Genomic DNA, 14,810 nt, shown 5'->3' with positions numbered 1-14,810 from the left:
CAAAACTCATGTGGTAGGTGTGCTCCAATGCGAATACGGCGAAAGTCAAGTCTCTTCCGTGCGGCGAGCCTTGTTGTCCTCTTTTTGTTGGGACTTGGTCTGTTTTTGTATGGCAAAAATTTGGTTTTTGCACGTGGCGTCTCGCAAGGCATTGTGCCGGGGGCGCAGCTTCGTTTTGATCATTTGACGGTCGAGGATGGTTTGCCAAGTGCCACTGTTCTCAGTGTTATGCAAGACCGAGACGGCTTCATGTGGTTCGCTACGGAAGGCGGTGTCGCACGCTACGATGGAATCTCTTTCAAAATCTTCCAGCATATTCCCGGCAAGAACAGCATAAGCGCGAATAACTCCTTTGCCATTATCCAAAGCCGCGATGGCTTGATTTGGATTGGAACTGATACAGGCGGCTTGAATGTATATGATCCGCGTACCGGCGTGTTTTCAGTCTATCAGCATGACCCGAACGACCCCTATAGCCTGATTGATAACAATGTATGGGCGCTCATGGAAGACCAGGAAGGCAATATTTGGGTCGGCACACGCGCCGGTATAAGCCGCTTCGATCCTGATTCGGGGCTTTTCCACAATTACCCCTACGATCCTGATAACCCCCGTGGGCCGGCGGCCGCCGTCGTGTGGCGCATATATCAAGATCGTGCCGGTACAATTTGGGTGGCAACTCGCAATGGATTACAGCGGTATAATCCCGCTTCTGATGACTTCACGACGTTTGCGCACGACCCCGCAGATCCTACGAGTATCAGCGAGAGTAACGTCTGGGCTATGTTGGAAGATAGCCGCGGTAATTTTTGGGTTGGCACCCGCGGCGGCGGCTTGAATCTGATGGATCGCGAAAAGGGGACGTTTATCGCCTATCGCGCCAACCCGTCGGACCCACATGGGCTCAGCAGTGATAACATATGGAATGTATTTGAAGATAGCGCCGGGCGATTGTGGGTGTTGACGGAGACCGGCGGTCTGCACCTCTTTTCACCGGAAACAGGGACATTTACACGGTATCAGCACAACCCCACCGACCCATTTAGTCTGAGCCATAATGATGTCTTCTGGATGACCGAAGACCGTTCTGGAGCGCTCTGGATTACCAGCCGGTATGGGGGTGTGAATATCCTCGCGCCGATGCTTCAGCGCTTTGGGGTGTATCGTGTTATCCCGAATGAACCGCTTTCACTCTCAGCAAGTAACGTATTTGGCATATTGGCAGAACCAGATGGTATTGTATGGGTTGGCACGTTTGGGGGTGGGTTGCATCGGATTGATCGTAAAGCGAGAGATATACAAGTTTTTCAGAAGGACTCTAACGACCCGTTGAGTTTGGCGCATAATAATGTCTTTTCTATTCATCGTGATTCCCATGGCCGACTGTGGGTAACAACCTCGGGTGGTGGGCTGAATCTTTGGGACCCTCTGTTGAATGGTTTTCGCCATTACCCCACGGATGACCCGAATGACCAGACGGGCATTCCGACAAAATACCTGACGGCACTGGAAGACGCCGAAAATGGCCGTCTGTGGGTTGGTACGCTGGGGTTTGGCTTGCTGCTCTTTGACCCCCAACGCGAGCAAGTCGTCACGATGTATCAGCATGACCCTCAAGACCCTACTTCATTGAGTGAGGACACAATCTACGAAATTGAGCGAGATTCGCGTGGACAACTGTGGATTGCCACAGCGCGAGGCGGCTTGGATGTGTTCGACCCGCAAACGGAAACATTTACGCACTATCGGCACAATCCCGATGACCCCAATAGCATCTTGAGCAATACCGTGCATGATGTGTACATAGATGAAGAGCAGCAAATCGTATGGGCGGCGACTGCTGCTGGGCTTAGCAGGCTTGATATACGCACGGGGACATGGCGAAACTATACCGTGGAAGACGGTTTACCAACCAGCATGATCATGGGCATTGAGCGTGGTGAATCTGGGGAATTGTGGGTGAGTACTGGTCGAGGTTTGAGCCGTTTTCTTGTGGAGACCGAGACGTTTATGAATTTTGATTCGGACTACGGATTACCCGGCGACCAATTCAATATTGCCAGCACGTATCGCGCTCCGAGCGGTGAACTGTTTTTTGGCGGCCCAAATGGTCTTGTGTATTTTTATCCCGACAGTCTGACGCCCAACCCATATAAACCACCTGTTGTCTTTACCGGTTTTGAGTTGTTCAACAAACCTGTAGAGGTTGGCAGTGCGATTTTGTCGCAGCCCATTGAATACACTGAGAAGATAACGCTTTCGCACGACCAATCAGTGTTTACAATTCATTTTGCGGCATTAAGTTATCAAATATCCACGCATAACCAATATCAATATAAACTGGAAGGCTTTGACAAAGATTGGTCTCCGCCCACGTCTCATCATCAAGCGACATATACCAATATTCCTCCGGGCACATACACGTTCCTTGTGCGTGCCGCCAATCATGATGGTGTATGGAATCCCGAACCTGCACGCTTGGAAATTGAGATTTTACCGCCCTGGTGGGCGACATGGTGGTTCCGTACGCTTTCCATTTTGCTGGCAAGCGGGATGCTGGTTGGCGGCATTCAGTGGCGATATCACACGATGCGCAAAAGGAATATCGAATTGGAACAGCGGGTGCGTGCACGTACTGCTGAACTTCGCGAGGCGCAAAAGGAGTTAGAGGACGCCAACGCCCATTTGCAAATTCAATTGGACGAGATTACAGCTTTGCAGCAGAAAGTGCGCGAGCAGGCAATTCGGGATCCGCTCACAGGGCTTCACAATCGGCGGTATTTGGATGAGTTTTTACCAGGTGCGTTCAGTCGTGCCCAGCGTGAAAATGCGTGTATCGCTTTTGTATTGATAGACCTTGACCACTTCAAGCGTATCAACGATACATACGGGCATGCCGCCGGCGATGCCGCCCTTGTTCATGCGGCTACGCTCTTCCGCGAGAGTATTCGCTCCGGTGATCTGGCATGCCGCTATGGCGGTGAAGAGTTCTTGCTCGTTCTGTTTGGTGTGTGTGAGGAAGAAGCCATGCAGCGTGCTGAGGCTCTTCGACAAGCCCTCGAAGCGCTGGATTTTCGATACAATGACCAGCGCATTCAGCTCACAGCTTCTATTGGTGTTTCAATTTACCCCGTCCATGGCCAAGACCACGATACATTGCTCAAGCAAGCTGACGACGTGCTCTATGAAGCAAAAGAAAGTGGCCGCAATCGGGTGCTGATGGCGTCGCTTTCAGCCTGAGCGCGTGGGGATACCTTGTGGTGTCTCACGCTTTTGAATGTTGAAATAACCGCTATGCGGTGCATCGCCATGCATGGATGCGCCGTTTTGTTCTCTGTTGCAAGCGCTCTCCCCATGTACACAACCAGCCGCCTGCGAGAGAGCCGCCTGTTGTGCATTCTTTTTTCAAATTCACTCGTTCAGCGTACAATGCGCGCAACCCGCAACTCATCAACCCACAGGAGAGAGGCTATGGCACGCCGGGCACTGCGTTGGTTTGTAGGGGCGCTCCTCGTTCTGCTGATGGTGGTCGTCGTTGGCGGGGTCTGGTTCATCCGCCGCCCCTGGCCCCAAACAGAGGGCACACTCACGCTGGAAGGGTTGCAAGCCCCCGTGACGGTTTTGCGCGACGCGCACGGCATCCCCTACATCTACGCCGAAAACGAGCATGACCTCTTCTTTGCGCAAGGCTATGTTCATGCCCAAGATCGCTTGTGGCAGATGGATTTCCAGCGCCGTGTGGGACTGGGGCGGCTGAGCGAGATTTTGGGAGAAGCCACGCTGGAAACTGATATGTTTTTGCGTACTGTGGGCACCAATCGCGCGGCGCAGCAAGATTATGAAAACGCCAGCGACGCCACGAAAGCCATCTTGCAGGCCTACGCCGACGGCGTCAACGCCTACATTGCGACGCACCGCGGCCGCTACCCGCTGGAATACCGCATTCTCGGCGTTGAGCCTGAACCCTGGTCGCCTGTGGATACGCTGGCGTGGGCGAAGATGATGCAGTGGGACCTCACCAATTCCTTCCGCTCGGAACTGTTGTATGCCCAACTGCTCGACGCCTTGGGATCTGAGCGTGCCGCCGAACTCTTCCCCGGCTACACGCCCGGCGCGCTCACCATTCTGCGTGAAGAAGACCTGTCCCTTGGCACGCCCGATTTCGAGGCGGTGGAGCGTGCGCTTGCCAAAGCCGGGCTTCTGCTGGATGGCGTCGCCCAAGGGTGGGGGAGCAACAACTGGGTGGTCGCGCCCTCACGCAGCGAAACGGGACGCCCCTTGCTGGCGAACGACCCGCACCTGGCGTTTGGTACGCCCGCCATCTGGTACTTGATGGCGCTGCATGCGCCGACTTACAACTCCACCGGCGCGACGTTGCCGGGCATTCCCGGTGTGGTCATCGGGCATAACGAGCGTATCGCCTGGGGCATGACCAACCTTGCCGCCGACGTGATGGACCTTTACATCGAGCGGCTCAACCCCGACAATCCCAACGAATACGAAGTCAACGGTGAATACGTGCCCTTTGAGATCGTGCATGAAGAAATCCGTGTGAAAGGGCGCGCCGAACCGGTTGTGGTAGACGTCAAACTGTCGCGCCATGGACCACTGGTCAACGATGTGCTTGACCTGGAGCAACCGGTTGCCATGCAGTGGCTGGCCACCGCCCAGCCCAACACGCTGATTGATGCCATGTACCCCGTCAACACAGCCCAAAACTGGGACGAATTCCGCGCCGCGTTGCAAAACTGGGATGCGCCCATGCAAAACTTCGTCTATGCCGACGTGGACGGCAACATTGGCTACTACGGCGCAGGCAAAGTCCCCATTCGTGCGAACGGGGTGGGGGATACGCCTGTGCCGGGCTGGACGGATGAGTACGAATGGGTGGACTTTATCCCCTTTGATGAACTGCCCCACACTTTCAACCCGGCGCGCGGGTACGTGGCAACCGCCAACCACAAACCCGTACCCGATTCATACCCCTACTACATCAGCACGTTTTGGTCTACACCGAACCGTGCCCGCCGTATCGAAGAGGGGTTGACCGCCAAAGAGCGCCTCTCGTTGGACGATATGGCGGCGATCCAGGCTGATATCGTCAGCATTCCCGCACAGCAGATTGTGCCGCACTTGCTGGCTGTCCAGACGGATGACATCATCGCCCAGCGCGCCCAAGACGCCTTGCGCGAGTGGGATTACCGCCTGGACGCCGATTCGGCGGCGGCGGGCATTTTTGAAGTGGCGTACTGGAAACTGATTGAAGCCACCGTCGCCGATGACTTGCCCGAAGCGTTGCGCGACGACTATCTCGCTCAAACACATCGCCATTACCAATTCATGGAATGGCTCTTGCAACAGCCCGCCGACAATGCATGGTGGGACGACCAGACGACCCCCGAACAAGAAACGCGCGACGACATCATGGCGCGCGCGCTTGCCGCCACTGTGGAATGGTGGGGGCGTCAACAAGGCGACCTGGTCCACGAGTGGACATGGGGGCGTTTGCACACCACCACCTTCAAGCACAACGTGTTTGGCGACATTTCACCCCTCAATCGCTTCTTCAATGTTGAAGCCGGTCCCACCCCCGGCGACAATCAGACGCCCAATGCCAACTCCTTTGTGTTTGGCAACTCGTTTGCTGTGCGTGGTGGTCCGGGCTATCGCGAACTCTTTGACGTGGGCAATTGGGACGCGTCGCGTGTGGTGATTACCGTGGGGCAAAGCGGGCATGTCTTCCATCCGCATTATGGTGATTTTGCGCCAATGTGGCTGACAATGGAGTACGCACCGCTCCCGTGGACCCGCGAAGCGGTTGAAGCGGCGGCTACCCAGCGTTTGGAGTTGCGTCCGCAGCAATAACCAGCCAGCCCATCAGCGAGAGCGGAACCACGCCCACCGGCGCATGCTGGTGGGCGTTTTCGTCCATTTTGGCGGCGTGCCGATTGTTGCCTGACGCGGCTTGACTACACTATGCCCCATCTCACACAGGAGGAAGGCAATGACAACGCTTTACTTCATTGAAGAGGGAGAAGGTCCTGCGCTGCTGCTATTGCACAGTGGCGGCATGAGCAGTGAAGAATGGCGGCGCCACATTCCCGCATTTGCCAAGCATTTTCGCGTCATCGCGCCGGATTTGCCCGGGCATGGGCGTAGCCCCTTGCCGGAAAATGAACCGCTCTCCATCGGGGCAATGGCGCGTGCTGTACGCACCCTGCTGGACGACCTGGACATTGCTGAAGCGCATGTCCTCGGCTCTTCGATGGGCGGCGCTGTTGCCTTGCGGCTCATCCTTGACGCCCCGGAGCGTGTCTCGCGGCTCATTTTGTACCGCGTTCACTACACCAAAGACCCCGCGCTCTATCGGCACACGCTCGACATCGCCAACCCCGAACGGTGGCGACAGGTGGGATTGGACAAATGGCTCAGCCAGATTCACACGCCCCAAGGCGGCCCGGACGCCTGGCGACAGGTTATTCAACGTGTCGCCGACCTTTTCAACCCCGAGACCACTGACCACCGCCACACACTGGACGACCTGCGCCGCATTACCGCGCCGACGCTCATCATCGTGGGCGATCGCGACCCGTTGGTGCCGCTTGACGCCGCCCTCGCCATGTACCGCACCATCCCGACCGCGGCGCTCTGGGTGCTGCCAAACGCCACTCACGTCACAGCCGCCAACACCTGGCGGCGCGACTGCTTCGACCTGGAGGTTGTGCGCTTCTTGAAACATCATTATCCGGCGGAGGTTTCTGCATGAAAAAGTGGCTCTTGGTGGCGGTCTGGTTCAGCCTGGCGCTCGTGTGGCGTCCCGCACACGCCCAATCCGCGACGCCGCCCTTCCGCCTGCCGTTCAACCTGCCCCCCGGTCCCGAAACGTGGCTTGTTGGGCAAATGTACGGCAACACCATCGGCGCCTTTTTCCAGCGCACCAGCACCTACCGCGCCGGTCAAGGGGTACACTTTGGCATAGACTTTCTCGCGCCGTGTGGTACGCTCGTTGTGGCGATTGGCGACGGTGTGGTCAGCGAGGTGGATGGTCCGCATGGCGCTGCACCCCACAACCTGATGATTGACCATGCCAACGGGTACTCCTCATTTTATGGGCACTTGCTCGAAAAGCCTGCGCTCGCCGTGGGGCAACGGGTACGCGCCGGCGAAGTGGTGGCGCTCAGCGGTGATTCGTTTGGCACGTGCCATTCCGCTCCACACTTGCACCTTGAAATTCGCAACAACGCCCACACAGAAGCCTACAACCCTGTGCCGCTCATTGACGCCGATTGGGATAGCCTGCTGCTCTACGGCACGGGCGGCCATCAATTTGCGCGTGATTTGACCGACCCGCGGCGTTGGCAACGCATTGACGACCAACCCGATGTGCGCTTTGGCGGTCCACTCCTCAACGATTATGCCGAATCATGGCCGCGGGGGTTCCGCCGATGAAACGATTTGCTTTGCTCGTCCCTTTGCTTGCGCTGGCGTTCATGCTGGCGTGTACTGCACGCCCGACACCCACAGCGCCCACGTCTGCTGATGCCGACCTGCCCAGCGCGACGATGACGCCTGCCGAAATTGTGGCGCGCGCCACGTTCACCCCAACGCCCGCGCCCACGCCCACGGCGTCGCCGTCTCCCACGCCCACCCCGGTGCCACAGCCGCGCCAACTCACCAACGCCCCCGGTTGTTGCTGGGCGCCCTTCTTTCTCGATGATGGGCGTGTGGCGTTCCTTGACAAGCCGTCGCCGGAAGCCCCCACAGGCTATTATGCCGTACCGCTCACCGGAGGGGCACCGGAACGCATCGAAACACGCATCGGCTATTACATGGGCGATGGGCGCTATTTTGTGTTTTGGGAAGGCGAGCAGGTGGTGATTGAAGACCGCCGCGATGGTATGCAGTATCGCCCCCCCACAGAAGGGCGCTCGGTGAGCCTGCTGCCCGACGGCGAACATATCTTGTGGAGTGTGCGCGATTCCGACAGCAGTATCCCCTTCGACCAGCGTATCACTCGTGTCTGGCAGGCGCGGCTTGATGGCAGCGAAGCGCGCGAGGTGTTGCGCCTGCAAGGGGGCGGTGTGGTGGCGCTTCTGCCGGATGGCACGTGGCTGCTGGAACGCACCGCTGAGGATGATGAGACTGTGCGCGTCTTGGAGCGCTACAATGCCGCCACAGAGACGCGCGTGGAACTGTTCCGCGCGGCGCGGATGCGTTCCGAGCGTCTTGCGCCTGATGGGGGTTTTCTGCTCTTTTTTGTCGCACAAGACCAGGTGCGCGAACGAAATGGCATGTGGTTGTTGCCGCTGGATGGCGGCGAACCGCAAAAATTGCCCTGGTTTGGCGCGTATGCGTGGGAAGACGGCGACCATATTCTGTATTTGCCATTCCAGGCGGCGGCTGAATCGCACCAGATACGTCGCTATACCATTTCCACGGGGGCTGATGAAGCCCTCACTGACCCGGCGCAAACGCCCTTCAAGGTGGCGCAAAACAACTTTGCCTTTGCGCCCGACCGTTCCGGGATGGTGTATGTCTCCGCAACTGATTTGAGCCTGTACTGGTTGCCGCTACCGGGCAGGTAAGAAACCCGCATTTGGGGGCTGTCTAAGGACTGCCACATGAAAACAGAGAGAGGAGCGCGCATGAACAGTTTGCGCTGGGTGGGCGTGGTGGGGGTGCTTCTGTTGACGGCGTGTGCCGCGCGTGCGCCCGAGATGGCTATGTTTCGGGGGAATGCTGCGCATACGGGCGTTTTTTCCGTGCCCGCCGACCAACCCCAAGGGACGTGGGAGTTCAAAACCGATGGGCGCATTTTGTCATCCCCGGTCATCGCGGATGGTGCGCTTTTTGTGGGCAGTACAGACAATCATCTGTACGCCATCGAGTTGGCCGATGGGCGCGAACGCTGGCGCTTTGAAACGCAGGGGAGTGTGGTCTCTTCGCCGGTGGTGAAAGGGCATACCGTTTATGTTGGCGGGTTGGACAACCGCATCTATGGGCTGGATACCCGCACAGGCGAAAAGCGCTTCGAGTTTCGTTCGGGCGGCGGCATTGTCTCTTCACCGGCGCTTGTCGGGACAACGCTCTATTACGGCGGTCAGGATCGCAAAGTCCACGCGCTTGATCTGGAAACCGGCACATTGCGCTGGTCGTTTGCCGCCGGCGGTGAAATCTGGTCATCACCCGTCGTTGCCGATGGCGTGCTCTACATTGGCGATTCCTGGCGGCGGCTCTATGCACTGGACATTGAAAACGGCGAATTGGTGTGGGAATTCAATGTGCAAGGTGAAGTGATAGGTTCGCCAGCCGTAGCGGATGGCATGGTCTTCTTTGGAAGCGCCGATACGTATGTCTATGCGCTTGATGCGCAAAGCGGTGTGGAGCGTTGGCGTGTGCAAACCGCTGGCGAAGTCGCTTCCTCTCCCGCGATTCAAGACGGCCTGCTGTACATCGGTGATGAAAGCGGCCTACTCTACGCCCTGGATACCGCTACCGGAGATGAGCGGTGGCGCTTTCAGGCGTCGGATACTATTTTCACTTCGCCCGCCATTGCTGACGGCGTGGTCTATTTCGGCGATTGGGATGGGGTCATGTACGGAGTGGATGCGCATACAGGGGAGGAACGCTGGCGCTTTCGCACCTATGGCGAGATCTGGTCATCGCCGATTGTTGCGCGGGATGTGCTCTACTTCGGGAGTTTCGACCGGCGTGTCTATGCGGTACGTCCCTGAAAAGCGGCGTGTAGCAAAGCATCAGCCTCTCACTTTGCCGAAGTGAGAAGCTGATTTTTTAAATACCTTTATTGTCATGTCAGATCATTTTTTTCTTGCCAGCTGATATGCCTTTTGATATTAATCTTCTGTTATCCCCTCTTTTTAAGATTACAAACCCCTTTTTCCTCAAAAGTCCCCAATACCTAGCGTTTTATAAGGTACAAAAGTCCAATTGAGCACTCTCTTTTTGTGTTGTATTTTTGACGTGGGGGGGCTCTTTTTCGCCTATAAGGGGGTAGGATGCATACGCATTATGTGGACGTATCGCCGTTTTTGGGAGACGAGCCCGCGAGCATTGCACTTCCTGCCGTGCGTGCGCGTTTGCAAACTCTTCTCCGCACCGTGAGCACGTATGTGCCGCAATGGGTGCGTATGCCGGTTGTGCAAGAAGGGCGTTTGCCGCGCGCCACACTGTGCGAGGGGAGCGTTCTTTTTGCTGATGTGTCCGGCTTCACGCGCCTTTCGGAGCGCTTGCGTCAGTCGGAATTGGCGCGCGAAGGGGCGGAAGTGATTACCCAAGCCGTCAACGCCTACTTCGATCGCATTGCGCTCATCTCAGCACGCTACGGTGGCTCTGTGCTGAAATTTGGCGGTGATGCGTCGCTCATCTTTTTTGAGGGCGTTGACCATGCCTGGCGTGCTTGTTTGACCGCTTTGCGTGTGCAGCAACAGTTACGCCATTCCCCAATGGCCGTTGATGTTGAAGGCGAGACGTTTCCGCTTTTCATGTCCATTGGTATTGGCAGTGGAACCCTCTTTCTCGATATTCTGGGGGATGAAAGGAAACGCGAACTCGCCATTCTGGGACCCGCGTTACAGCGTATGGGGCGGGCTGAATCATTCGCAAACGCGGGTGAAATTGTCGTTGACGCTTATACAGCGGAAAGCGTATCTTCGCGTTTACGTCTGACACCCCATCCCGAAGCGCCATCATTCGCGTATCTCCATATTCCTGAATCGCCGCTGCCGGAGTATGCTGGTGTCGTGTGGCCGCAATTGACCTATACCCCTCCAAACGCCTCCCTGGAAGATGATATCGCCTGGCTGGCGCATCGTCTGCACCTGCTCACACCATTTTTGCCGTTTGGCCTGTTGGAGCGTTTGCGTCTTTCGCCGGAAACGCCCGATGTGTTGGATGAAGTACGCTGGGCGACGATCGTGTTTGCTGAAATGCCGGCCATCGCCGCCATCAGCAAGGCACTGGACCACTATACACCTGAACACGTGTCGGAGATTCTGAACGGCTATTTCACATGCATGAGCGATTGTATTCGTCGCTATGAGGGAATTGTCAACAAACTCAGTGTCAGCCCCACCGGCTTGCAGATCATGGCAACATTTGGCGCGCCACGCGCTCATGAAGACGATGCACAGCGGGCAACCCTGGCGGCGCTGAACATGCTCAGCGCCGTGCGAGAGCAGGCATTGCGGCAAGGGTGGCCTGATGAGATGGCGCATGGCATCGGTTTGAATACCGGTTTTGTGTTTGCCGGCAATGTGGGTGGCATGCAACGCCGTGAGTACACCGTCATGGGCGACGAAGTCAACACAGCATATCGGGTGATGAGTGTTGCCGAGCCGGGCACGGTCGTGCTGACAGAGGCAACCATGCAGCAAGTGCGCCAGAATATCGTGATTTGGCCGCTGGAAGCCCGCCGCGTCAAAGGAAAACGTGCGCCATTGATGCTCTATCGCGCGGTGGAGCCCAAAAGTGGCGGGATGGAATGGCGGTGGGAATACCCTCTCGTCAACCGCAAGAAAGAATTGCGCCTGTTCGATGAAGCCATAGATGCGGTGCTCAGCGGGCATGGCCGCTTCATTCATGTTGAAGGCGAGGCGGGGGTGGGCAAATCGCGCTTGGTGGGGGAAGTTGTGCGGCGGATGGGACAGCGCGGCCTGGTGACCATCCTCACCATTTGTCTCTCATACAGCCGCGAAGTGCCGTATATGCCCTGGGTGGATATTTTGCGCACCTTGCTCGATCTCCCCAACGAAAATACCGAAGCCCATGTGCGTGCGGCGCTGGCCGAAATTGACGCCGAGGAGTGGGCGCCGTTGGTCGGCGAAATGCTGGGCATTCCCATCCCGGATACCTCGTTTACCGCTGCATTGCCCCCGCAATTGCGACGCCAGCGCCTTTTTGAAGTCGTGTGGCGGCTCCTCGAAGCGAATATCCCGCTTCCTGGGCTGGCAATTTTTATTGAAGATGCGCAATGGGCGGATGACGCCTCGCTTGATTTGCTCAACACCATCTTGCCACGTATCTCCAGCCAACCCATTTTGCTGTGCGCTGTCCATCGCCCAAGAGACGCATTCGGGCAGCAATGGCAACCGTGGGGAACCCACATTCGCCTTGAACCGCTGACCGTTGAGGATATCGCGCAGTTGATTGCCAATCTTTTGCACACGCTGGATATTCCCGAAGAGTTGCGCACATTTGTCTTCCAGAAATCACAAGGCAATCCGCTCTTTGCTCAGGAGTTGGCGCGCACTTTGCAAGAAAACGCCATGGTACGCCACGAGGCGGAGCATCTCATCTTTGAGTCACCTTTTGATGAGCAAGTTCCGGACACCATTCACAACTTGCTTCAAAGTCGCATTGATCGCCTGCCAGAGCAAGAACGGCGTGTCTTGCAGACAGCGGCCTGTATTGGGCAAACCTTCTCGCTTGATTTGTTGACCGCTATTTATCCCCACGAGCATGTTCACCAGAGTTTGGCGCGCCTTGTTGAACGGGGTTTATTGTTGAGCGAATCGTTTAGCACCGTACCGACATACACATTTGCCCACACATTGACGCAGGAAGTGGCGCACCAGAGCCTCTCCTTCTCGCGGCGTCGTGTGCTTCACCGCCAAATTGCCGACTACCTCGAACGTACCAGCAGCCACGACTTCACAGCAGCCGTGGCCGCGATGCTGGCGTACCACTTCTACGAAGGGGAAGTGTGGGAAAAAGCAGCGGTTTATGCCTTTCAAGCCGGGGCAATGGCGCAACGGGAATACGCGAATGAGACCGCAGTGGCCATGTTTCGCCGGGCGTTGAAAGCCATTGCCAGGTTGTCCCCCTCGCCTTCCGAGATGTTCGCGTTGCAGTTTGATGCCCTGGCGCACTTGGGGGCGTCGCTCAGCCTGATTGGCGAATACGATGAGGCCATGGCCGCCTATCGGCAGGCCGAAAGCGTATTGCCGCACGCCTTTGCACCGTCGGAACATGCCCCACGCCGTGCCGACCTCTTCTTGCATATGGCCGAAGTGATGGAGAAACAGAGCGAGTTTGAGAAAGCGCTTGCCCTTGTCGAGCAGGGATTGGCCGAGTTGCAGGAAGCGCCTGAAGCGCATTTGCAGGCGGCGCGTCTCTATCGTCTTGGGGCGGGCATTTATCATCGTCTGGGCGCGAACGATAAAGCGCTTGCATGGTGCCGCCGTGGATTAGCGGAACTGGCACACCTGGATACCGACTCTTCCAAACGTACCCGCGCACACTTGCTCTTCCTCATGGCGGAAATTGCACGGCGTTTTGGAAAACTGGAAGAAGCCGCCGACTTGGCGCATCAAAGCGCCAAAATGTATGAGGAATTGGAAGATATTCAAGGGTTATCTCAAGCCCATATTACTTTAGGAAACGTGTATTTTGATTGGGGGCGTTTAGATGATGCGGCGCTTTTTTATAACAAGGGGATGGAGCTCAAAAAACGAATTGGTGATGTATATGGCGTTGGCGTAATGGCAAATAATTTAGGTGAAGTGTATCTCTACCAGGGGGATTTTGAGCGTGCGCAAGAAGCGTATGAGCAAAGTATGCAGATTTGGGAAGAATTAGGCTCGGCATTTGGTCAGGCTGTCCTGCATAACAATTTGGCGGTCGTTGCGATGAAGAAACAGCAGTGGCACGCAGCTATGCAGCATTTGAACGCCAGTGAGGCGTTGCTGCATGAATTGGGGGTGGAAGATTGGTTAGTGGAGGTTATGCGGCACAAAGCGGAATGCTGGCTTGGTATAGGGCACTTGACCGAGGCGCAGGCGGCCGCTGAGGTCTCGCTGGAGATGGCACGCCGGCAAAAAATGCAACTCGAAGAGGGAATTGCTTTACGCATTTTGGGGCAGATTGCCTTGCATGCTTCGCGGTTGAAAGATGCTGCACGCTGTTTGGAGCGTGCGTTGGACGCTTTACAGGATGTGGAATCGCCTTACGAATTGGCGCAAACCTATGTCGTACTCAGTCGGCTGGCAATCGCCCGCCAGGCATTTGATGAGGCGTATCAATACCGTGAGCGTGCACGCGCCTTATTTGAGCAGATAGGCGCCATGCATGAGCTGGCGCAGTTGCAAGATGAGGATTGGGAGTAGGGTGAAGGTGGTGAATGGTTTCCGCATGGCGCAGAAAGGGTAAAAGTGATTTTCGCGGAGGTGCCGGGATACGAAAGGATAGACAGGCTCTTGACACTTTTCATTTTTTCTGTATCTCAAAAGGAGGCTTCTTATGTTCCCCTCGCGCCGGTTGCTGGCTCTCACGTTTGCGTTCTATGTGGGTTTCATCCTCGTTTTGGCCACCCTGAGTGTGTTGGTCATCCAACGTGTTTCCGTTGTGCAAGCTTCTTCTTCGACATCTTTTACACCTTCGGCGCTCAAAACGCCGCTGGAAACGAAGAGCGCCCAATCTACGCCAATCGCTGCCGCAGCATATGAAACACCGCCGTGGTTTTCTTTGGACACACCATTGCCTTTGCTGATCTACTCAGGCTCATTGGAGTCGAAAGTTTCCGTTTACAATCCTTTTTCGGTTGCGTTGACGGCAACATTGCAGATTGTTGAACATCAAGGCCCGCTCTCTGTAACGGTTCCTTTGATGATTCCCGCAAATGCACGTCTTCAATGGAGTCCAGCCGCATTGGGCGTGCAGCCTTTTATTGGCAGTGGTCGGCTCTTGTTTGAAGAAAATGTGGGACCTGCAAGCGTTGTCGTGCATATTGTCTCAAAGTCAGGGAGCAATATTGATGGCGCCGTGGCGTATACCCCACCCTTCCCCACTGGGCA

7 protein-coding genes are annotated in these 14,810 nt (G+C 56.3%); all 7 read left to right on the top strand.

All coding sequences use genetic code 11. The annotated features are described in order from the left end of the window. Positions 1 to 27 precede the first annotated feature (27 nt). The 7 genes from SE16_RS11430 (at position 28) to SE16_RS11400 (ending at position 14,123) form a co-directional block, all read left to right on the top strand. Positions 28 to 3,240 carry a two-component regulator propeller domain-containing protein gene (locus tag SE16_RS11430; protein ID WP_054492808.1) on the top strand — a complete coding sequence of 1,071 codons (3,213 nt, stop codon included), beginning with the start codon at positions 28 to 30 and terminating at the stop codon, positions 3,238 to 3,240. Positions 3,241 to 3,471: 231 nt separating this feature from the next. Further along, positions 3,472 to 5,865: a penicillin acylase family protein gene (locus tag SE16_RS11425; protein WP_054492809.1), complete on the top strand. Its 2,394-nt coding sequence runs from the start codon at positions 3,472 to 3,474 to the stop codon at positions 5,863 to 5,865. 139 nt (positions 5,866 to 6,004) lie between these two features. Continuing rightward, positions 6,005 to 6,766 carry an alpha/beta fold hydrolase gene (locus SE16_RS11420; protein WP_054492810.1) on the top strand — a complete coding sequence of 254 codons (762 nt, stop codon included), beginning with the start codon at positions 6,005 to 6,007 and terminating at the stop codon, positions 6,764 to 6,766. Continuing rightward, positions 6,763 to 7,449 (top strand): M23 family metallopeptidase, encoded by a 687-nt coding sequence (locus tag SE16_RS11415; protein ID WP_054492811.1) that lies wholly within the window; start codon positions 6,763 to 6,765, stop codon positions 7,447 to 7,449. Before SE16_RS11420 ends, SE16_RS11415 begins: the two co-directional genes overlap by 4 nt. Next, positions 7,446 to 8,585 carry a TolB family protein gene (locus SE16_RS11410; RefSeq protein ID WP_152918082.1) on the top strand — a complete coding sequence of 380 codons (1,140 nt, stop codon included), beginning with the start codon at positions 7,446 to 7,448 and terminating at the stop codon, positions 8,583 to 8,585. Before SE16_RS11415 ends, SE16_RS11410 begins: the two co-directional genes overlap by 4 nt. 60 nt (positions 8,586 to 8,645) lie before the next feature. After that, entirely contained in the window at positions 8,646 to 9,734 is a 1,089-nt protein-coding gene (locus SE16_RS11405; RefSeq protein WP_054492813.1) for an outer membrane protein assembly factor BamB family protein, read from the top strand. A gap of 282 nt (positions 9,735 to 10,016) precedes the next feature. After that, on the top strand, positions 10,017 to 14,123 hold the full coding sequence (locus SE16_RS11400) for an adenylate/guanylate cyclase domain-containing protein (protein WP_060687619.1): 4,107 nt from the start codon (positions 10,017 to 10,019) through the stop codon (positions 14,121 to 14,123). The last annotated feature ends 687 nt before the right edge of the window (positions 14,124 to 14,810 follow it).

This window comes from Ardenticatena maritima (assembly GCF_001306175.1).
GTDB classification, from domain to species: domain Bacteria; phylum Chloroflexota; class Anaerolineae; order Ardenticatenales; family Ardenticatenaceae; genus Ardenticatena; species Ardenticatena maritima.
Note: the sequence above shows the minus strand (reverse complement) of the source record. Positions and strands in the feature narration are given on the sequence as shown.